13 protein-coding genes and 1 pseudogene are annotated in these 17,392 nt (G+C 65.7%); 10 read left to right on the top strand and 4 right to left on the bottom strand.

The genetic code is table 11. The features are described 5' to 3' along the window. Nucleotides 1-11: 11 nt before the first annotated feature. The 6 genes and pseudogenes from pxpB (at nt 12) to pcp (ending at nt 4,799) form a co-directional block, all read left to right on the top strand. Nucleotides 12-695 (top strand): 5-oxoprolinase subunit PxpB, encoded by a 684-nt coding sequence (gene pxpB / locus HOP03_15285; protein ID NOT89523.1) that lies wholly within the window; start codon nt 12-14, stop codon nt 693-695. After that, nucleotides 692-1,660: a biotin-dependent carboxyltransferase family protein gene (locus tag HOP03_15280; protein NOT89522.1), complete on the top strand. Its 969-nt coding sequence runs from the start codon at nt 692-694 to the stop codon at nt 1,658-1,660. The genes pxpB and HOP03_15280 overlap by 4 nt, the downstream gene beginning before the upstream one ends. Before the next feature lie 7 nt (nt 1,661-1,667). Continuing rightward, nucleotides 1,668-2,417, top strand: a complete 750-nt coding sequence (locus tag HOP03_15275) for a LamB/YcsF family protein (protein ID NOT89521.1) — start codon at nt 1,668-1,670, stop codon at nt 2,415-2,417. Next, nucleotides 2,414-3,142, top strand: coding sequence for a DUF969 domain-containing protein (locus HOP03_15270; protein NOT89520.1), 729 nt, complete (start codon nt 2,414-2,416; stop codon nt 3,140-3,142). Before HOP03_15275 ends, HOP03_15270 begins: the two co-directional genes overlap by 4 nt. After that, nucleotides 3,139-4,095, top strand: coding sequence for a DUF979 domain-containing protein (locus HOP03_15265; GenBank protein NOT89519.1), 957 nt, complete (start codon nt 3,139-3,141; stop codon nt 4,093-4,095). The genes HOP03_15270 and HOP03_15265 overlap by 4 nt, the downstream gene beginning before the upstream one ends. A gap of 42 nt (nt 4,096-4,137) precedes the next feature. Further along, nucleotides 4,138-4,799: pseudogene (gene pcp, locus HOP03_15260) on the top strand (pyroglutamyl-peptidase I). 136 nt (nt 4,800-4,935) lie between these two features. Here the strand turns inward: pcp and HOP03_15255 are convergent. Continuing rightward, nucleotides 4,936-6,471: a fumarate hydratase gene (locus HOP03_15255; protein NOT89518.1), complete on the bottom strand. Its 1,536-nt coding sequence runs from the start codon at nt 6,469-6,471 to the stop codon at nt 4,936-4,938. A 152-nt stretch (nt 6,472-6,623) separates the two neighbouring features. Between HOP03_15255 and HOP03_15250 the strand changes: the two genes are divergently transcribed. The 3 genes from HOP03_15250 to HOP03_15240 all read left to right on the top strand — a co-directional run bounded on the left by HOP03_15250 (nt 6,624) and on the right by HOP03_15240 (nt 8,903). Then, nucleotides 6,624-7,154, top strand: a complete 531-nt coding sequence (locus tag HOP03_15250; GenBank protein NOT89517.1) for an SRPBCC family protein — start codon at nt 6,624-6,626, stop codon at nt 7,152-7,154. A gap of 234 nt (nt 7,155-7,388) precedes the next feature. After that, nucleotides 7,389-7,952 carry a GNAT family N-acetyltransferase gene (locus HOP03_15245; protein ID NOT89516.1) on the top strand — a complete coding sequence of 188 codons (564 nt, stop codon included), beginning with the start codon at nt 7,389-7,391 and terminating at the stop codon, nt 7,950-7,952. Nucleotides 7,953-8,108: 156 nt separating this feature from the next. After that, nucleotides 8,109-8,903, top strand: a complete 795-nt coding sequence (locus HOP03_15240; protein ID NOT89515.1) for a ferredoxin--NADP reductase — start codon at nt 8,109-8,111, stop codon at nt 8,901-8,903. Nucleotides 8,904-8,952: 49 nt separating this feature from the next. Here HOP03_15240 and HOP03_15235 read toward each other — a convergent pair whose 3' ends face one another. From HOP03_15235 to HOP03_15225, 3 genes are read right to left on the bottom strand one after another with little or no spacing between them, the layout of a single operon-like run. Then, complete coding sequence (locus tag HOP03_15235; protein NOT89514.1) at nt 8,953-9,354, bottom strand: hypothetical protein; 402 nt, start codon at nt 9,352-9,354, stop codon at nt 8,953-8,955. Nucleotides 9,355-9,379: 25 nt separating this feature from the next. Further along, complete coding sequence (locus HOP03_15230) at nt 9,380-9,862, bottom strand: glutathione peroxidase (protein ID NOT89513.1); 483 nt, start codon at nt 9,860-9,862, stop codon at nt 9,380-9,382. A 44-nt stretch (nt 9,863-9,906) separates the two neighbouring features. Then, nucleotides 9,907-11,967, bottom strand: a complete 2,061-nt coding sequence (locus HOP03_15225; protein NOT89512.1) for an amidohydrolase family protein — start codon at nt 11,965-11,967, stop codon at nt 9,907-9,909. Nucleotides 11,968-12,584: 617 nt separating this feature from the next. On the opposite strand from HOP03_15225, the gene HOP03_15220 reads away from it, so the two are divergent. Continuing rightward, complete coding sequence (locus HOP03_15220; protein ID NOT89511.1) at nt 12,585-17,312, top strand: alpha-amylase; 4,728 nt, start codon at nt 12,585-12,587, stop codon at nt 17,310-17,312. Nucleotides 17,313-17,392: the final 80 nt, after the last annotated feature.

Raw genomic sequence — 17,392 nt, 5'->3', positions numbered from 1 at the left:
GCACGCATGCGATGACACCACGTTTCGAAGCGCTCGCCGGCGATGCCTGGCTGATCCATCTCGGCACGACAGCGGACACCGCCACCAATGCGCACGTCCACGCGATCGTTGCGCGTATCCGTGCCACGGCACCATCGTGGCTGCGCGACCTCGTCCCCGCCTACACCAGCCTCGGCGTGTTTTTCGACGGCAGCATCGATGCCGACAGCGCACGGGATTGGCTGCGTGCGCAGTGCCTCGCCGATATCGAAACGACGACAGCGCCGCCATCCCGGACCGTCGAAATCCCGGTCTGTTACGGCGGTGCCCATGGCGAAGACCTCGAGGCTGCGGCCACCGAACTGGGCATCGCACCGGCCGAACTGATCGCACGCCATGGCGAAGCGACGTATACGGTCGCGATGATCGGTTTCGCACCCGGCTTCCCGTACCTGGGTGGGCTCGACCCGACGCTGGCCCTGCCCCGGCTCGCCACACCGCGCACGCACGTGCCTGCGGGCAGCGTCGCGATCGGAGGCGCGCAGACCGGCATCTATCCGCGCGAAAGCCCCGGCGGCTGGCGATTGCTCGGACGCACACCGCTGCGTCTGTTCGATGCGCGGCGCGACCCGCCGTCGCTGCTCGCACCGGGCGACCGCGTGCGGTTCGTCGCGATCGATGCCGACACCTTCGCGCGATCGGAGCGCGAAGCATGACGCTGCATGTGCGGCACGGCGGTGCGCTGACCACCGTGCAGGATTCCGGCCGCAGCGGTTGGCGTCATCTCGGTGTCGCGCATGCGGGTGCGCTGGATCCTGCGCAGGCGTCGCTCGCGAATCGTCTGGTCGGCAATCCTGCGTATGCCGCCGTGCTCGAACTCACGCTGCGCGGCCCCGTGCTCGAATTCGCGCAGCCCACGCGCATGGCACTCTGCGGCGCGCGGATCGACGCGCATTTCGAGGATGCCCGCGCACAGCGCCATGTCGTCCCACTCGGCCGGCCGGTGACGTTGCCTGCGGGAACGCTGCGACTCGGGATGATCCGCAACGGTCTGCGCGCGTGGCTTGCGGTCGCGGGCGGCATCGATGTGCCGCGTGTGCTCGGCAGCCGCAGCACCGATCTGCGCGGCGGCTTCGGCGGTCTCGACGGTCGCGCCTTGTGTGCTGGCGATGCCCTGCCGCTCGGCGCGCACCCCGCCATCGAGGTGGATGCGCCAACATCGCCGAACTGGTGGATCGCGCTCGACGCGACTGCATCCGCGCAGGATGCGATCCGCTACGTGCCCGGCGCATCGCCCGAGGCGCCGATGCTGGCCGAACGCGCCTGGACCGTCGATGCGCGCAGCAATCGCCAGGGCCTGCGCTGCGTCGGCGATGCCATCGCTGCGACGACCGGCGAGCAGATCTCGGCGCCGGTCGCACCCGGCACGATCCAACGGCCGCCCGATGGCCAGCCCATCGTGCTGCTCGCCGATGCGCAGACGGTCGGCGGCTACCCGCGACTCGGGCATGTGATCGCCGCCGATCTGCCGCGTCTCGCGCAGTGGCGTGCCGGCGACGCGCTGCGCTTCGTCGCGGTCGATGCCATCGCCGCACGCGCTGCGGCGCAGCGCCGACAGGGTGATGTCGCGCGGCTACACTGGGCCATCGACCTTGCCCTTCATGACCCATCGGGACGCTGATACCGCCATGCCACGCATCGATTTCAACTGCGATCTCGGCGAAGGCTGCGGCGACGACGCGGCGATCATGCCGTGGATCAGTTCGGCCAACATCGCCTGCGGCGCGCATGCCGGCGACGACGCGACGATCCGCGAAACCTTGCGCCTGTGCCATGTGCATGGCGTGGTCGTGGGCGCCCACCCCGGCTATGCCGATCGCGAACACTTCGGTCGTCGCGAACTGGCGTTGCCGCATGCCGAGCTGGTCGCGCTGGTGCGCGATCAGATCGCGCTGATGGATCGCCTGGCGCGCGAACAGGGACTGACGCTGCGCCACGTCAAACCGCACGGCGCGCTGTACAACCAGTCCGCGCGCGAACCCGACATCGCCGCCGCGATCGCCGAGGCCGTGCGCGACCACGATCCGTCGCTGCTGCTGGTCGGGATGTCGGGCACCGTCTCGATCGAAGCCGCGCAAGCCGCAGGCCTGCGCACCGCGCATGAAGTTTTCGCCGAACGCGGTTATGGCCCCGACGGACGCTTGCTGCCGCGCGGCACGCCGGGCGCGGTGCTGGCATCCGCTGCCGCCACCGCGCAGGCGCTGGGCTTCGCGCTGCGCAATGCCATCGCACTGCACGATGGCCGCACGCTGCGTTTGCAAGCGGACACGCTGTGCCTGCACGGCGACCGCGCCGATGCCGCCGATTTCGCCCACGCCCTGCACACCGCGCTCACTGAGGCCGGCGTGCGCATCCATTCCCTCGAGCCTCAGCGATGACCGACGCCGCGATCAACTACTGGCCCCTGCTCGGCGTGCTCGCCGTGGTGCTCGGCTTCCTGCTGCGACTCAACACCGCGCTGGTGGTCGTCGTCGCCGGTTTCGTGGCCGGACTGGCGGCGAAACTGTCGCCGCTGGACGTGATCGATATCCTCGGCAAGGCGTTCACCGAAAAGCGCTTCCTGCTGCTGTTCCTGATCACACTGCCGGTGATCGGGCTGCTCGAGCGCCACGGCCTGAAGGAACATGCGCAGGCGTGGATCGCACGTCTGCGCGGCGCGACGATGGCGCGATTGCTGATCGCCTATCTGCTGATGCGCCAGGCCAGTTCCGCCATCGGTCTGACCAGTCTCGGCGGCCATCCGCAGGCGGTGCGTCCGCTGCTGGCGCCGATGGCCGAAGGTGCCGCCGAAACCACGCACGGCGCGCTGCCCGAGGCGGAGCGCGAACGCATCCGCGCGATGTCCGCAGCGACCGACAATGTCGGCCTGTTCTTCGGCGAAGACATCTTCATCGCCTTCGGCGCGGTGCTGCTGATGCAGTCGTTCTTCAAGGACAACGGCATCGAACTGGCGCCGTTGCAGATCGCGCTCTGGGGCATTCCCACCGCGATCTGCGCCTTCATCATCCACGCCTGGCGCATCCGCCGCTTCGAGCGCGCGCTGGCCGCGCGACAGGCATCGGCAGCTACCGCCGCGCAGGCAGCGCCGGAAACCGGCGCATGATCTCGATGACCGTCGTCTACTGGCTGCTCGGTGCCTACTTCGCTGCGCTGGCATGGCGCGGCTTCCGCGATACCGGCAATCCGCGTCGTCATACCACCGCGCTGTTCTGGGCGCTGCTGGCGCTGCTGCTGTTCGCGGCGGACCGCATGCCTGTACGCGCGGTCGGCATCTGCGTGATCGCGCTGGTCCTGCTCGCCGGTTTCGGCGGATTGCGCATGGGGCGCTATCAGGAAACCAGCGCCGACGACAAACGCGGCGAGGCGAAACGCCTCAACAACCGCCTGTTCTGGCCGGCGCTGCTGATTCCCGCGATCACCCTGTCCGGCACGCTCGGTCTGAAACGCATCGAATGGCATGGCCAACCGCTGTTCGACAGCGCCAACACCGTCACCCTGACATCGCTCGCCATCGCCTGTCTGATCGCGCTCGCCGCCGCGTGCAGACTGACCCGGCAATCGCCGTGGAGCGCCATCGAACAATCGCGAAGACTCGTCGACGCCATCGGCTGGGCGGCGCTGCTGCCGCTGCTGCTCGCGACGCTGGGCAGCGTGTTCGATGCCGCCGGCGTCGGCCAGGCGGTCGCCGGACTCGTGCGCGCAGCGATCCCGGTGGACAACGCATTCGTGGTCGTCGTCGCCTATGCCCTGGGCATGGCCGCCTTCACGATCATCATGGGCAACGCCTTCGCTGCGTTTCCGGTGATGACCGCCGGCATCGCCCTGCCCCTGCTCGTGAAGTTGCACGGCGCCGATGCGGCATCCTTGGCCGCGATCGGCATGCTCTCCGGCTACTGCGGCACGCTGATGACGCCGATGGCCGCCAACTTCAATCTGGTGCCGGCCGCATTGCTGGAACTGAAGGATCCGCATGGCGTGATCCGCGCCCAGTGGCGTACCGGCGCGCTGCTGCTGATGTGCAACATCGTGCTGATGTACGTGGTCGTGTTCCGATGAGCGCCTGCTCCGACGAGAGCATGTTTCGATGAGGGCGCCGCAATGAGCGAACAGTTGTCGCCGACCGTGCTGCTGACCGGCTTCGATCCGTTCGGCGGTGATGCCCCAACCCCAGTTGGCTGGCCGCAGAGCGCCTGCACGGCGAAGTCATCGCCGGGCATCGTATCGTCGGCGTGCAACTGCCGACTTCGTTCGCGCGCGCACCGCGCATCCTGCGCGCGGCGCTACGCGAGCATGCACCGGCATTGATCCTGTGCATCGGCCAGGCGGGAGGCCGGCCGTGGATTTCGCTGGAGCGGATCGCGATCAATATCGACGACGCCCGCATCGCCGACAACGACGGCGTCCAGCCCATCGACACACGGATCGTCGGCAGCGGTCCCGCTGCCTATTTCACGACTCTACCGATCAAATCCATGCGCGCGGCGCTGCTGGCCGCGAACATTCCGGCCGAGATATCGCAGACCGCCGGCACTTTCGTGTGCAACCACGTCTTCTACGCGCTGATGCGCGCACTGGCGGCGACGCGCGCACGACCACGCGGCAGCTTCATCCACATCCCGTATCTGCCCGAACAAACGCAGGACCGGCCCGGCGAACCCGACCTGCCGCTGGAAACGGTCGTTGCCGCGCTCAGGTTGATGATTGAAACCGCGTTGATCGCGCACGAAGACCAGCGCATCGCTGCGGGCGCGACGCATTGAAATCCCGATCTTGCCGGAGCCGGGGCTGCGCTGGACCGCTCGCCGGCACTGCCTGCAGGTTTTCGCTTCCAAGCAGCGTTCCGCGGCACAACCGCATCCGCCCGGATCCGGACCGCAAGTCTTCGTTCTGGCGGGGCTATTCCACCACGACCGGAATCTTGCCGATTTTCGCCTGCCATTCGCGCGGGCCGGTCTTGTGCACGGATTCGCCGGTGGAATCGACGGCCACCGTCACCGGCATGTCTTCGACCGTGAATTCGTAGATCGCTTCCATGCCGAGATCGGCGAAACCGACGACTTTCGAGGCCTTGATCGCCTTCGACACCAGATACGCGGCGCCACCGACCGCCATCAGATAGACCGACCGGTGTTTCCTGATCGCGTCGATGCCTGCGGGACCGCGTTCGGCCTTGCCGACCATCCCCAGCAGTCCGGTCTGCGCCAGCACCTGCTCGGTGAACTTGTCCATGCGCGTTGCCGTCGTGGGGCCTGCGGGGCCGACCACTTCGTCGCGCACCGGGTCGACCGGGCCGACGTAATAGATGAAGCGGCCCTTGAAATCGACCGGCAGCGGCTCGCCCTTGTCGAGCATCTCGACCATCCGCTTGTGCGCGGCGTCGCGGCCGGTCAGCAGCTTGCCGTTGAGCAGCAGTACTTCGCCCGGCTTCCAGTCGGCGACGTCTTCGGGTGTCACGGTGTCGAGATTCACCCGGCGCCCCTTGCTGGCGTCGTAGGTGAGCTCAGGCCAATCGGCGAGCGACGGCGGATCCAGCATCACCGGGCCGCTGCCGTCGAGGGTGAAATGCGCGTGACGGGTGGCGGCGCAGTTCGGAATCATCGCCACCGGCAGGTTCGCGGCATGGGTCGGGTAGTCCTTGACCTTGATGTCGAGCACGGTCGTCAAACCGCCCAGGCCCTGCGCGCCGATGCCCAGCGCGTTGACCTTCTCGTACAGTTCGAGCCGCAGCTCCTCGGCGCGATTGGATGCGCCGCGCGCCTGCAGATCGACGATATCGATCGGTTCCATCAAGGCTTCCTTCGCCAGCAGCATCGCCTTTTCGGCGGTGCCGCCGATGCCGATGCCCAGCATGCCCGGCGGGCACCAGCCGGCGCCCATGGTCGGCACGGTCCTGAGCACCCAATCGACGATGGAATCGGAGGGATTGAGCATCGCGAACTTCGACTTGGCCTCGGAACCGCCGCCCTTCGCCGCGACGATCACATGGACGGTGTTGCCGGGCACGATCTTCACGTTGACCACGCCGGGCGTGTTGTCCCTGGTGTTGGTGCGCTTGCCGGCGGGATCGGCCAGCACCGACGCGCGCAGCTTGTTGTCCGGATGGTTGTAGGCGCGGCGCACGCCTTCGTGGACCATGTCCTCGACGCCCATCGTCGCGTCGTCCCAACGCACGTCCATGCCGACTTCGAGGAACACGGTGACGATGCCGGTGTCCTGGCAGATCGGACGATGGCCTTCGGCGCACATCCGCGAGTTGATCAGGATCTGGGCGATGGCGTCCTTCGCCGCTGGGGAGGCCTCGCGCTCGTAGGCGGCAGCGAGGTTCCGGATGTAGTCGACCGGATGGTAGTAGCTGATGTACTGCAGGCCATCGGCGATCGACTGGATCAGGTCTTCCTGCCTGATCGAGACCGGGCGGCGGTCGACGGGCAGCGTAGTGGTGTGGGCGGACACGGGCGGACCATCGGGACGTGTGGGGATCCGGATTTTACCGCGCGCCGGGCGTCGCCGCGCAGGGCGCACACTTGCATGCGGCGGGAATCGGCAGACAATCGTCCTACGTCCATTCCGTGAGGGAAGCCGTCATGCTCAAGAAAATCCTGATCGTGCTGTTGATCGCCATCGCGGGCGTGCTGGGCTATGCCGCGACCAAACCAGACACGTTCCGGGTCGAACGCCGGACGACGATCGCCGCGCCGCCGGAGCAGATTTTTGAAATGATCGACGACTTCCACCGCTGGCGCGATTGGTCGCCGTGGGAGGAGCTCGACCCGGGCATGACCCGCACCTTCGGCGGCCCCGCCCGGGGCATCGGCGCGACCTATGCCTGGAGCGGCAATCGCGATGTCGGCCAAGGGCGGATGGAGATCACCGAATCCGCAGCGCCCGGCAAGCTCATGATCAAACTCGATTTCATCGCGCCCTTCGAGGCCCACAACACGGCCGAATTCACCCTCACGCCCAAACCGGATGGGACCACCGAGGTGGTCTGGGTCATGGATGGCCCCAGCCCTTACATCACGAAGGTGATGGACACGGTGATGAACATGGACAAGATGATCGGCAAGGATTTCGAGGCCGGTCTGGCGAAGATGAAGGCCGCAGCCGAGCGCTGATACGGCGGTCTGCGGCAGCGGATACCGGTGGAACCATCGGCAGGCGGAGGAAGAACGGCCCGCCGACAACGCGCAACAGACCCCGCGACAGCGGGGTCCTGCGTGTTCGACCATCGGTTCTAGGCTCTCGGTCCGCGCTTCCCGCGGGCGCACGCGGGCCCAAACTGATCGGAATCAGAAAACCGCCGTTTGTTGCGGCGCACAATCCCGGATACCCCCTCCCGGAGTCGCGCAATGAATACCCTCTCCCAAGTGCCCGGTCCCGATCTCGAGCCAGCCGACCACTTCCTGCCCTACAGCCTCGAAACGCTCGCGCACGGGCGCCAGGTACTGATCCGCCCGATGAATCCCGGCGACGCCGACGCCGAGCGCGAATTCATCACCGCGCTGTCGCCGCAGTCGCGCCGCTACCGCTTCCAGGAACAGATCGGCGAACCCAGCCAGGAGATGGTCGCGAAACTGGTCGATGTGGATCACATCAACGACGAGGCATTCGTCGCTCTGTCCGAAGACAGCGCCGACACCCGGATCGTCGGCGTATCCCGTTACGCCGTGTGCAGCGACCCGCTGCAATGCGAGATCGCGGTCACCGTGCTCGACGATTGGCAGGGTCACGGCCTGGGCACGCTGCTGATGCAGCGCCTGATCTCGGCCGCCCGCGAACGTGGGATCAAACGGATGGTGTCGCTCGATTTCGCCGAAAACCGGGAGATGGCGCATCTCGCGCATCACCTGGGCTTCGTGACCCAGAGCGACCCCGACGACCGGGCGCAGGTCGTGCACACGCTGATGCTTTGAAGATCCGCGACGATGCCGGCGAGCGCGATGCGCACGAAGGCCCGGGTGCTGCCCGGGCCTTCTGCGTTTCCGGATCGGCATTCTGAGCCGGGTCAAAAACGGTTGCGCGCGCGGTCCGCTATAATTAGATCCTGCTAATACTTCCGAACCCCACGCATGGCCTCCCCTTACGGTACCGAAACCGTGCTTGACGTCCGCCACTGGACCGACGCGTACTTCAGCTTCACCACCACCCGCGACGACGGTTTCCGTTTCGACAATGGCCAGTTCGTGATGATCGGCCTGGAAGTGGAGGGAAAACCGCTGATGCGCGCGTATTCCATCGCCAGCGCCAACTGGGAGGAGCAGCTCGAATTCTTCAGCATCAAGGTGCAGAACGGGCCATTGACCTCGCGCCTGCAGCACATCGCGCCCGGCGACACCATCCTGATCGGACGCAAGCCCACCGGCACGCTGCTGATCTCCGACGTGCACCCGGGCCGCAATCTGTATCTGCTGTCCACCGGCACCGGCCTGGCGCCGTGGATGGCCGTGGTGAAAGACCCCGCCACCTACGAACGCTTCGAGCGCGTGATCATCTGCCACGGCGTGCGCGGCGAGCCGGATCTCGCGTATCGCGATTACATCGTCAACGAACTGCCGCGCCATGAATTCCTCGGCGACGAAATCAGGGCCAAGCTGCTCTATTACCCGGCGGTGAGCCGCGAAGACTTCTATTGGCACGGCAAGCATCGGCGCGGTCGCATCACCGATCTGCTGGACAGCGGTCGCGTCGCCGGCGATCTCGGCATCGAGCCGCTGGACCCGAAATACGACCGCGCGATGATCTGCGGCAGTCCGCAGATGCTGGCCGACTTCCGCCGGATTCTCGACAGCCACGGCTTCACCGCTTCGCCGCGGATCGGCACTGCCGGGGAATACGTGTTCGAGCGCGCGTTCGTCGAGAAATGAACAGGGCAGCGGGCCGAAGCCCGCCCTGCGGCCCGCGCCAAGGCCCGTTCTACTCGCCGTAATGCAGCCAGATGCGTGCGCGCGCCTCGTTGTCGAAGACACGGCATTCGTAGCCGTGTTCGCGGCCCATGATCTCGCCTACTTCCATGCGACTGACCGCAGTGCCCCGGGCGTCGACATAGGCCACGCGCACTTCGGCGAAACCCTGTCCCTCGACCGAGGAAAACAGCCTGCGAAGCTGATTCTCCGGCGGCACCGCACCGAAGGTGTGATCGATCACCAGCAGATTGCGCAAGCCGGTGCGCTGCAGTTCGGCGCCGATCGCCATGAACAACGCGATCAGCGCGTCGACGGTGTCGATACGGCCGGTGACATTGGCCACCAGCCCGCTGCTTTCGGTGTTCAACGCCAGTTGGAAACCCGGTTTTTGCGGATCGAATCCGGACGTCACGGTTGCATGCCCCTGTCAGCCATGCTCAGCCCAGCGCGGCTTCGATATCCTTCGTCATCGACTGCGGCGTATCGGTCGGCGCATAGCGCTTGATGACCCGGCCGTCGCGACCGACCAGGAACTTGCTGAAGTTCCATTTGATCGCACCGATACCGAGCAGGCCGCCCTTCTCGTCCTTCAGCCACTTCCACAGCGGGTGCGCCTTGGCGCCGTTGACGTCGATCTTCGCGAACATCGGGAAATCGACATCGTAGGTCAGCGTGCAGAAATTCTTGATTTCCGCCTCGTCGCCCGGCTCCTGGTGGGAAAACTGGTCGCAGGGAAACCCCATCACCACCAGGCCGCGGTCGCGATAGGTTTCCCACAGCGACTGCAGCCCGGTGTATTGCGGGGTGAATCCGCATTTCGAGGCGACATTGACCACCAGCAGCACTTTTCCGCTGTAATCGGAAAGCGCTTGATCGTGACCATCGATATCGACAGCGGAAAAATCATAAGCGGTGGTCATCCCGGCACTCCTGGCGTGTGTGGTTCGTACGGCGTGTGATGCGGTTACGGCTGCGAAGCCTGCTGCGCGGTGGACTCTACCTTCAGCGGCGCAGCGAACGGCTTGATGCCCAACGCTTCGTAGACTTCGCCCGGGTAGTAGGCGGTGCCGTTCTTGATCACCAGCGCGACGTTGCGGATGGCGGCGATGTCGACGGTGGGGTCGCCATCGACCAGAATCAGATCGGCGCGCTTGCCCACCGCGATCGAACCCCGGTCATCGAGGACGCGCGCGTACTTCGCGCCGTTCCAGGTCGCGACCTGCAGCGCCTGCGCCGGGGTCATCCCGGCCTTCACGTAGAGTTCGAGTTCGCGCTGCAGGGTGAAGCCCGGCAGACCATCGGTACCGGCGAGGATCGGCACGCCGGCCCGGTACATGCGGCCGACGAAGTCGACCATCTTGTCGTAGGATTTGTTGTAACGCGCGGCGGTGGCGTCGTCCGGGATATCGAACTCCGCGACCTTGAAGCCGCGCTGCACATCCGGCGGCATGTGGTCGGCGACCGCAGCGAAGGCCTGCGACATCTCGCCGGGACGCTGGCGGATGAAATCGAACGTGGCGAGCGTCGGATCGATCGCGATCTGGTTCTTCACCAGCAGCGCGATGTAGTCCTGCACCGGCTTGGCATCGAAATTCATGTCGGCGATGCGCTTGGCCGGCAGGTAGAACCGCTCCAGCGTGCGCGTGTCGGTGGTGTCCTCGACCAGGAAATTCAGCAACACCTGGTTGATGTGCTGGATCTCGTCGTAGCCCATGTCGATCGCATCCTGCGCGCGCAGGAACACCGGGATGTGCCCGCTCACGCGCATGTCGCGACTGTGCGCGTAGGACACGGTCTCGCGCAGGATCTCCTTCGGGAACGAGTTGTAGATCTTGATCTGCGGGTAGCCATGCCTGGCGTACCAGTCCACCGCCTGCTTCGCGCCCGCGAGATCGCTGACGACGAATCCATGGCGCGCGGACATCGGGCTTTCGCCTTCGATGAAACCGGCAGCGACGATGCTCGGCGACATGCGGCGCCCGTCGCGTTCATCGGCCATCAGCTGCTGCAGGGTCTTGTTGTCGTTGGCCATGTCGCGGACGGTGGTCACGCCTGCCGCCAGATGCAGGCCGCCCTGCCAGGCATTGATATGACCGTGCATATCGAACAGCCCGGGCAGCAGCACGCGGCCACCGGCATCGACGACGCGATCGACACGGGCGGTTTCCTCGCCACCGCCGGAGATCGAGACGATGCGCCCGTTCGCGATCAACAGGTCGGACGCAGGTCCAAGGGTCGCGTGCTCGCTGTCGAAGACGCGGGCATTGCGGATCAGGGTCGTCCCGCGCAGCGGATGCGACAGTCGCCGCTGCAGGTCGGACAACGCTTCGGCCTCCGCCTCTTCCTGGCGGACTTCGAGCGCAGGAGCATTGGCCTGCCATCCGGCTTCGATCAGCTGCAGGTAACCCGGGAAGATGAAAGCGAACATCCGCGGCTGCGGCCCGACCGTGGCCCAGAAGAACGTCGGCGTGAAGCCGACGCCGGTCAACATCACCAGTTGCACCTTGCGGGTCTCGGCGTCCTTGGAGACATCCACTTCGGCGACCGTGCGCATGGTCAGCGTGCCGCTGGGGATCAGCGGCAGCTTGCCGTCGCTGCGACGGCTCAGCGCCGAGAACGCCACCGCCAGACCCTGCGGCGAGCCGCCGAGCGGCGAATAGGCGGCGCCGGCAACCAGCGGCTGCTCACCGGCGTCAGAAGTCGACTTCCAGATGGCGACGCCGTTCTCGACGCGGAAACTCTCGTCGACCGGCGCACCGAAGGTCGAGGTGCCCTTTGCCGCATAGGTCGCGAACGTGCCATCGGCGGCGAGCACATATTCTTCTTTCAGTTCGGGGCCGCGGCCGTTGTCCTTGAACAGGAAGTCGACCCGGGTCACGCCGTCGTCGCCGAGGACGACCTTCTGATGACCTGCCTGCTTGCCGCCATCGACCAGCGCGACGTATTCGATCGTCTCGGCGGCGCCGACCATACCGGGCAACAGGACCAGCATCAGGACCAAGCCAAGGACATCACTACGGTTCATTTCCATCTCCCGTTCTGAAATCGATGATCCTGTCCCCCCTGACAGGATGGCTCCGACTCGCCTTGGATCGGACAGCGGATGCCATGGCCCAAGTCTAGCAGGCTGCTGGAAATTGGAAGATGGGCGCACGCGTCCGGGACAACCCTGACGGCGCCTGCGATGCAGGCTTGCATCGGCACCCCGGTGCCGATGGCCGCTGCGCGGAGCTGCACGAGGACCGCAAGCGGGCATGCTTCCCGTGACGTCCGGACAGGCGATGCATCGAGCCGTCGACCATTCCGCCGCCGTGTGTGTGTCGCCAGTGTTTACGGCGCATCGAGGCAGATCGCGACCACGTGCGCGTCGTCGAACGCGCATCGTTGATACGGCGGAATCCTTGTCGTGCCACGCATCACATTTGCACGCATCGTCGGCGCCGCATTGCTGCACAGCAGCAAATAAGAATTGCATGTATACGTTTTCAATAATGACTTTGATCCCGCAGCCGGGCCAATAATCGCGGCGCCAGGGGAAGACGCAACAGTACGCATCCGCAACGCACGTCGCCGCGCAGACAACGGGCACGCGGTGTCCGGCGATGATGCGCTGCACACGAATCGCCATCGGGAGAACCAAGGATGAAGGCTCGCAAGACACATCTCGCCATCGGGATCGGACTTTTCGTATTGGCATCGGTCTGCTCGACTGCGCCCGCAGCGATTCCATCCGCGCACGTCTACCACAACCACATGCCGAACTTCTGGCCGTTCTACGCGGTGGATGTCGGCAACGCATACAACGCGACCGCGGTCGGCGCGCCGATCCGTTACCTCTACGACGGCGACGTCATCAAGCTCAAGCAGAATCCGCCGGCAGGCTACAGCTACTACCTGCCCGCAGCGCTCGGCGGCACGATCATGCCGCACGACGATCTGGTGACGTACTACAGCCACGATGCGAAAACCGGCGCATACCAGTACTGGCCGCAACAGGTGGCGAACGAGCTGCGCAATTATTCGGGATCGCAGGGCCAGATCCACGTCACGATGTCCGGCGCGGTGGTGAACAACGTCGACAACCTGCAGAGCACGCAGAATGTCGCCGGTTACTCGAATCCCGGTTGGGGCGCGTCGTGGCGCAGCGCCTACACCGGGCTGCCGACGCAGAACAACTTCAAGACCCTCGACCTGATCCATTTCACCGGCCACCACTCGATGGGCCCGCTGGTGGGCAGCGATTATTTCCTCAAGGATCTGATCTACCAGAGCGCGACGCTGGCGCAGCCGTATTTCCTCGGTGGAAACTTCAAATCGTCGCGCGGCTTTTTCCCGACCGAACTCGGCTTTTCCGACCGCTTGATCCCGGTGCTGTCGAAACTCGGCATCCAGTGGTCGGTGATCGGCAACAACCATTTTTCGCGCACGCTCAAGGACTACCCCTACGCGACCTACGATGCGAACGGCGACACGCTGACCTCGCCGCCGAACCGCGCGGACCTGCGCAACACATCGACCAGCGGTGCCTGGGTCGCCAATCCGATGGCGCACGAACAACAGGTCGTGGTGAACAAATATCCGTTCGCCTCCACGCCGCACTGGGTGCGTCATGTCGATCCGGCGACCGGCACGGTCAGCAGGATCGCCGGCATTCCCGTCTCCCAGAACGGATCGTGGCTGGAAGGTTGGGAGGGCGCGGTCACGGTCGACGAATACGTGCCGTACGCGAGCCTGGAACCGCGCCAGTTCTACGTGATCGCCCACGATGGCGACAACTCCGGCGGACGCGCGGGCTCGCTGTCGACGTGGCAGAACGGCTACGGCACGACCTGTTCCGGGAGCGGCAGCTGTCTGGGCATCGACGAATACCTGCTGCGCAATCCGATCCCGGCGAACGATGTCCAGCACGTGCAGGACGGTTCGTGGATCGACACCCGCGACTCGTCTTCCGACCCCACCTGGTACCACTGGCGACTGCCGTTCCTGATCTGGAAAGGCCAGTTCCCGGCCTACAACGCCGCCACCGGCAGCAATCTGTCGCCGAAGGTGAATCTCGCCGGCGTGGCCGAAGGCGCGACCGTGTCGTTCGAATACGGCTGGCACTATCTCGAACGCAATTTCGCGCTGCTGCAGGCGGCGCTGAACTACGCGAAGACCGCCGAACAGATCTGGCTGGACGATCATCCGGCGCACTGGTCGCCGACGACCGCGCTGGACCAGCAGATCACCCATCCGGGCAATCAGCTCAATCCGTGGATGATGTCGTACCCGGTGAAGGGCAATGCCGCCAATGGCTATGCGGGCGGCGCGAATCCGGCCGAGCTGTCGTGGTATTTCCTGCTGCCGGCGATGGATTCGGGTTTCGGCTACTACGACGAGAACAAGGACGACAACGTCAAACCCACCCTCGCCTTCAACAATTCGCTGTACTTCTCGAAGCTGCTGGTGCAGCCGAACCTGGTGAAGGACCGCACCGGGCCGTCGGTGTGGTGGCCGCAGCGCTATCCGTACAACCCCGGTTCGGTCAACGCATCGAAGGCCGAAGGCTGGACCGTCCAGCACTACAACAACGAATTCGCGATCTACACCTACGCCTACGATCTGTCGAACATCGCCGACATCAGGGTGAAGGTGCGCACGCATGCGTCCCTCGACATCGCCGCCAGCGACGACACCTACAAGGTCTACGACCCGGCCGCGAACGTCGGCAAGCCCGGGCTGTCGATCACGCCGGCCAACGTCTCGGCGTGGACCTCGTATCCGATGCAGATGCGCGACCTGCGCCCGGTGATGAACGGCGTGTCGTGGATGCCGACCACCCAGGCGACGATGCAGGTGCTGCCCGCGCAGGAAATCGGCAATCTCTACTTCGCGTATTTCAGCGGCTATCGCAACCAGTTGCTCGACTATTACATCGAAGCGACCGACAGCCGCGGCAATGTCACCCGCAGCGAAATCCAGCAGGTCCATGTCGGCGCGGGCACCTATCGCAAGACCACCACCGGCTCGGGCCATGTCGAAGACACCAACGGCACGGTCGCGGGCGTGCGCCCGTTCCTGACCGTCGACACCACCGCGCCGGTGTTCCTGGGCGCGCTCGCATCGAGCAACCTCACCGATCGCTCGGTGACGATCGCCTGGTCGCCGGCCACCGACAACGTCCGCGTCGCGGGCTATCAGATCTTCCGCAACAATGTGCTGGTGGGGACCGGCAGTGGCACGCAGTTCAACGACAGCGGCCTGTCGGCGTCGACCGCCTACAGCTATCAGGTACTCGCGTTCGATGCCGCCGGCAATCAATCCGCGCGCAGCGCGGCGCTGGCGATCACCACCCGTGCGGCGGACACCGTCGCTCCGAGCGCACCGGGCATGCCGGTCGCAGGCACAAGGACCGCAAGTTCGATCGCATTGAGCTGGACAGCGGCGACCGACAACTACGGCGTCGCCGACTATCAGATTCATCGCAATGGCTCGTTGGCCGGCACATCCACCACGACCAATTACATCGACAACAATCTGCAACCGTCGACCGCCTACACCTACACCATCAAGGCCAAGGACGCGGCCGGCAATCAATCGATCGCATCGGCGGCGCTCAACGCTTCCACGCTCGCCGGCAACGTCGCCAACGTGTACTACCGCGCCCCCGCCGGCTGGACCACGGTGAACCTGCATTTCTCGCCGACCGGCGGCATCTGGACAACCGTCCCCGGCGTGCCGATGACGCTCGCCTGCAGCGGCTGGCACCGCTATTCCGCGAATCTCGGCGGCGCCACCGGACTGGCGGCGGTGTTCAACAACGGCAGCGGCATCTGGGACAACAAGGGCGGCCAGAATTACGCGCTGGGCACCGGCATTTCCGTGATCGAGAACGGCGCGGTGTCCACCGGAACCGACCCCTGCACGCTCGATACCCAGGCGCCATCGGTGCCCACCGGCCTGAGCGGCCAGGCGATCGACGCCAACACGGTGAGCCTGACGTGGAATGCGGCGACCGACAACGTCGGCATCGCCGGCTATCGCGTGTATCGCAACACCTTGCAGATCGGCACCGTCGCCACCGGCACCGGCTACATTGACAACACCGTCCAGCCGTCGATGACCTACAGTTACACCGTGCGCGCCTACGACGCTGCGGGGAATCTTTCCACCGCTCCCACGGCCGTATCGATCACCACGCCGGCGCGCGCCGACACGCAGGCGCCGAGCGTGCCCGCAGGCTTGAATGCGCAGAACCTCACCTCGACCTCGGTCACCGTGCGCTGGACGGCATCGACCGACAATGTCGGCGTGTCCGCGTATCTGGTCTATCGCAACGGTACGCAGATCGGAACCACGGCGGCGACGAGCCATGCCGACAGCGGACTTGTCGCCGGCACGACCTACAGCTACACGGTCAAGGCGCAGGACGCGGTGGGCAATCTGTCCGCCGCCAGCGCGGCCTTGAGCGTGACCACACCGCCGCTGGTCAACAACATGGCCACGATCTACTACAAGCCGACGACGGTGTGGACCACGGTCAATATCCACTACGCACCGAACGGCGGCAGCTGGACGGCGGTTCCCGGCGTGGCGATGACGGCGGCCTGCAGCGGCTGGTTCACGAAGGCCATCAATATCGGCGCCGCGACCGGCGCGCAGGTCACGTTCAACAATGGCAGCGGCGTCTGGGACAGCCGCAACGGCGCGAACTATCCGGTCGCCACCGGCGTGTCATCGATCACGAACAACGTGATCAGCACCACCGATCCGTGCCTGGGCGACGACAGCACCGCACCCAGCGCGCCGACGGGATTGACCGCGAGCAGCGTGACTGCGACCTCGGCGACGCTGTCGTGGACTGCGTCCACCGACAATGTCGGCGTCGCCGGTTATCGCATCTTCCGTGGCGGCAACCAGATCGGCACCACGTCCGGGACCAGCTACACCGATTCCGGACTGTCCGCCGCGACCGCCTATGCGTATACGGTGCGGGCCTACGATGCCGCAGGCAACGTCTCGGCGAGCAGCGCCACCCGCAACGTGACCACGACCGCACCCAGCAGCTGCCAGGTCACCTTCACCATCGCCAACGCCAGCACCGTCGTCGGCCAGAACCTGTACGTGGTCGGCAATGTCGCCGCGCTCGGCGATTGGTCGGCGGGCACAGGCTTCGCCCTGACCATCCAGGGCAGCGGCGCGAATGTGCCGTGGTCGGGCACGGTGACGCTGCCGCCCGGCACCGCGATCCAGTACAAGTACGTGAAATGGAACGGAGCGACCGCCGCGTGGGAGAGCAATCAGGCCACGACGTCGGGCAACCGCGAATTCGCCACGCCCGCCAACTGCAGCGCGCCGACGACGCGCAACGACGGCAACTTCAAGTTCTGATGCGGGAGATGCCGCGAGCGACAGCGAAAGCGCCGGGCGGTGTCGCGCCCGGCGCGGAGTCAAGCAGGATGACAGCGTGG

It is taken from the genome of Lysobacter sp., assembly GCA_013141175.1.
Lineage (GTDB): Bacteria > Pseudomonadota > Gammaproteobacteria > Xanthomonadales > Xanthomonadaceae > Lysobacter_I.
The sequence above is the reverse complement of the archived record's forward strand: the minus strand, read 5'-3'. Positions and strand labels throughout refer to the sequence as shown.

What these genes read in the sequence shown, in the direction of transcription:
- HOP03_15245 (NOT89516.1), top strand. Translation starts at nt 7,389, where the DNA reads ATGAATACCCTCTCCCAAGTGCCCGGTCCCGATCTCGAGCCAGCCGAC.
- HOP03_15220 (NOT89511.1), top strand. Translation starts at nt 12,585, where the DNA reads ATGAAGGCTCGCAAGACACATCTCGCCATCGGGATCGGACTTTTCGTA.
- HOP03_15230 (NOT89513.1), bottom strand. Translation starts at nt 9,862, where the DNA reads ATGACCACCGCTTATGATTTTTCCGCTGTCGATATCGATGGTCACGAT.
- HOP03_15225 (NOT89512.1), bottom strand. Translation starts at nt 11,967, where the DNA reads ATGAACCGTAGTGATGTCCTTGGCTTGGTCCTGATGCTGGTCCTGTTG.
- pxpB (NOT89523.1), top strand. Translation starts at nt 12, where the DNA reads ATGACACCACGTTTCGAAGCGCTCGCCGGCGATGCCTGGCTGATCCAT.
- HOP03_15275 (NOT89521.1), top strand. Translation starts at nt 1,668, where the DNA reads ATGCCACGCATCGATTTCAACTGCGATCTCGGCGAAGGCTGCGGCGAC.
- HOP03_15240 (NOT89515.1), top strand. Translation starts at nt 8,109, where the DNA reads ATGGCCTCCCCTTACGGTACCGAAACCGTGCTTGACGTCCGCCACTGG.
- HOP03_15265 (NOT89519.1), top strand. Translation starts at nt 3,139, where the DNA reads ATGATCTCGATGACCGTCGTCTACTGGCTGCTCGGTGCCTACTTCGCT.
- HOP03_15270 (NOT89520.1), top strand. Translation starts at nt 2,414, where the DNA reads ATGACCGACGCCGCGATCAACTACTGGCCCCTGCTCGGCGTGCTCGCC.
- HOP03_15250 (NOT89517.1), top strand. Translation starts at nt 6,624, where the DNA reads ATGCTCAAGAAAATCCTGATCGTGCTGTTGATCGCCATCGCGGGCGTG.
- HOP03_15280 (NOT89522.1), top strand. Translation starts at nt 692, where the DNA reads ATGACGCTGCATGTGCGGCACGGCGGTGCGCTGACCACCGTGCAGGAT.